This is a genomic window from Campylobacter gastrosuis (assembly GCF_030249845.1).
GTDB classification, from domain to species: domain Bacteria; phylum Campylobacterota; class Campylobacteria; order Campylobacterales; family Campylobacteraceae; genus Campylobacter_A; species Campylobacter_A gastrosuis.
In genome coordinates, this window is sequence record NZ_JANURM010000042.1 from 1 (window position 1) to 2,818 (window position 2,818).

The following is a 2,818-nucleotide window of genomic DNA, read 5'->3' on the forward strand; positions in this document are numbered from 1 at the left end:
ATAACCTTAGCAAATAATGAAAAAATCAGCACAAATGAGCTTTATAACATAGCCACAACAAAAGAAATTTTAAAGCACATTGACCCAAAAGATAAGCTGTATCAAAAGGTGGATAGGGTGGTGTGATACATAAAAATATGTATCACTTAAAACTACTGACATCTAATACAAATTTTGCCTTAACCCTGCCGATTATCATTAGACTTTCTAGCTCATCGCCTGATAAATCTATATCCTGATAAAAGCTATTTAGCGATGTTAGCTTTACGCTGTTATTAATCGGATTTATCAGCAATTTTTTTACATACAAGCTACCTTGTAGGTTTGCTATCACGATATCGCCGTGCTTTGCTTTGATATCTCTTTGCACTAAAACCATATCGCCATCTTTGATAAAAGGCTCCATACTATCGCCATTAACCTTAATAATATCATACTCCATAGGCTCAACTTTTAAGACATTTTGTAAAAATTCCTGACTTACACAGACCTTTGTCGCCTCCACGCTGTCATTATCAAAGCCATAACCAGCACTAGCACTTACATCTTTAAAGTAATTTAGAGTAATTTGTTTATTAAAATTAGCGTCTAAATCTTGTGTTTTTTGATTAAAATAACCATACAAATTTGTTTTAAAATTTGCGTCTATACTACGTAAAACAGGTGCTTTTGGCGTGGTATCTCCATATTCATAGCTTTGTAAAGCACCATAAGAAACGCCTATTTTTAAAGCAAATTCTTTCTGACTAAGTCCAGCACCTTGCCTTATGGCTTTTATCCTACTGCCTATACTCATTTTTTAGCCTTTTTTATGTATTATCTTGACATTATACATAAAAAAATGTATAATGCCGTCATTAATTTAGCAATTATACCTAAATACTACATAAAAGACAAGGCATTTACACAATTTTTGCTAGATTAAAATAAGTTTTAAAGGAGAGCGATATGTAAAAAACATAAAAAATAAGTATTTTTAGGCATATCACTCAAAGATTTGGTAGGTCTTTGATTATAGTATGCGTAAAATTAATATCTTATAAATTCAAGGAGAATTATGAAAAATATATTCGTATTAATTTTAGTCGCACTAATCCTAGCAGGTTGTAGTGCCTTTTTAAGTGTTGGCAACAACAATAACACATATACTTTAACGAAGGATTTAAAATGAAAATTTCTAAAATATTAACTGGCTTTTTTGGCTTAATAGTCGCCACTAATCTTATGGCTTCATATACCATAAAACCACTTAGTGAGCTTACTTTTAATAACGATACAGATGGTGCGATAAATTTTAGTTATGAAAACATAAATATACCGCTTATTTACAACATAGGTCAAACCGACCCAAGTTTAATAGGACTATTAGATACATCAGAGTTATATAAAACAACAGGCTACACTTGCGATAACAAAGGCTCTAAGCCATTTATATGCACAAGCAAACACTTTTTTACTGGTATTGTTTGGAGTTCAAATAGCGTTGGTGGCGAAATTTTGCTTGATAAAGAAACATTTGAAAGACTAAATAAAGATATTATTTTTCTTAAAAGGTCTAATGCCACAAGATATTCTATACCAAATAAGACGCCTTTTATGAACGTATTTATAGACAAACAAGGCTATTTAAATGCTCAATTTACACGACCTAGTGGTGGGACAAGCTCTGCAAAAACTCCAAAGCCTATCCCTTTTGGACAAAGAGTGTATATTCAGGCAAATGAGTATGGCGAAAATTATGAGGTAGCTTGGAAAAATCTTTCAACTGGCGAAATTTCAAGTGGCAAAGCAGGTCAGCAATTTGCCTTAGATGACCATAATCTTAGTAGGGCAGAATTCCCATACGGCAAATATAATAGTGATTTAGATGTCGTAGATTTAGATGATACATTTGATGATTTAAGATCGGTTCTTAATGATATTAACTTAAAAAATTTCTTTTGGGGTCCAAAAGTAGAAATGTTTGAAAAATTAGGCACCAATGATTTAAGTGATATGCCAGTTCATCAAAAGGGTTATCCTTTGCAGTTTGATACAAATTTTGCAAATAGGGTGGCAAGTGATTTGTTTTTTAATACAAATTATTTTAAAGAAAATTCCCTTTATGTATATGTGGATAATAACGGCTATCCAGTGGTAATAGACATAAGAACAAAAAGATAAATCCAAAAAATACAACACCTTTTTTAAAGGTGTTGTATAAATAAATTTTAAATCCAGCCGATATAGCACCTTAAAGGGGCGAAAATGAATGAGATAAATGCAAGTTTTTCAGCTTTACAAGTAAAAAATTTAGATGAGTTAAAAAATGTAATGCCTGTGGGGCAGAAATTCCCAGTAAAAGACGGCACACAAATCAAAAATGAGCTTATAAAAGAGAAGCTTACTTTTGCAACAAAAGAGATATTAAAGTTTGATGCCATTGCAAAAATTAATGATTTAAGGGTTATTTGGCAAAGAAAAGATGATGAAACAAGAAATGTGATAAATCAAACTAGCGACCTAAGTGTGTCCATTTTTGAACAAGGTATCTCTTATGACTTATATAGCGGACATCGTTTAAGCGGTGATAGAAATAGCTATGAAGTCGGCATGTTTTCTGGCACCAGTGCTAATGTGGGGCTTTTTGTAAGAAAAAACGAAGGATATTTTACAAGCTTAAAATCAAAAAATTTAGGAAACCTAACCGAGGAAGCCTACTCAAACACGCTACAAACCCCTTATGGCGATGTTAAGGTATTTTTTGATTTATACGCAGATAATGATAAATTAGGCATTGGCGAGTTAGAAAATAACAAAAAATTGTTTAACTTTGATA

At 32.0% G+C, this 2,818-nt stretch carries 3 protein-coding genes and 1 pseudogene; 3 read left to right on the top strand and 1 reads right to left on the bottom strand.

All coding sequences use genetic code 11. The features are described 5' to 3' along the window. Positions 1-142 precede the first annotated feature (142 nt). Positions 143-796: a LexA family transcriptional regulator gene (locus NYG85_RS11835; protein WP_284938862.1), complete on the bottom strand. Its 654-nt coding sequence runs from the start codon at positions 794-796 to the stop codon at positions 143-145. A gap of 261 nt (positions 797-1,057) precedes the next feature. On the opposite strand from NYG85_RS11835, the gene NYG85_RS12240 reads away from it, so the two are divergent. The 3 genes and pseudogenes from NYG85_RS12240 to NYG85_RS11845 all read left to right on the top strand — a co-directional run. After that, complete coding sequence (locus tag NYG85_RS12240) at positions 1,058-1,171, top strand: lipoprotein (RefSeq protein ID WP_432264864.1); 114 nt, start codon at positions 1,058-1,060, stop codon at positions 1,169-1,171. After that, positions 1,168-2,163 (top strand): hypothetical protein, encoded by a 996-nt coding sequence (locus NYG85_RS11840; protein WP_284938864.1) that lies wholly within the window; start codon positions 1,168-1,170, stop codon positions 2,161-2,163. The genes NYG85_RS12240 and NYG85_RS11840 overlap by 4 nt, the downstream gene beginning before the upstream one ends. An 84-nt stretch (positions 2,164-2,247) precedes the next feature. Beyond that, positions 2,248-2,818, top strand: a pseudogene (locus tag NYG85_RS11845) (hypothetical protein); the annotation flags it as partial.

What these genes read in the sequence shown, in the direction of transcription:
- NYG85_RS11835 (WP_284938862.1), bottom strand. Translation starts at nt 796, where the DNA reads ATGAGTATAGGCAGTAGGATAAAAGCCATAAGGCAAGGTGCTGGACTT.
- NYG85_RS12240 (WP_432264864.1), top strand. Translation starts at nt 1,058, where the DNA reads ATGAAAAATATATTCGTATTAATTTTAGTCGCACTAATCCTAGCAGGT.
- NYG85_RS11840 (WP_284938864.1), top strand. Translation starts at nt 1,168, where the DNA reads ATGAAAATTTCTAAAATATTAACTGGCTTTTTTGGCTTAATAGTCGCC.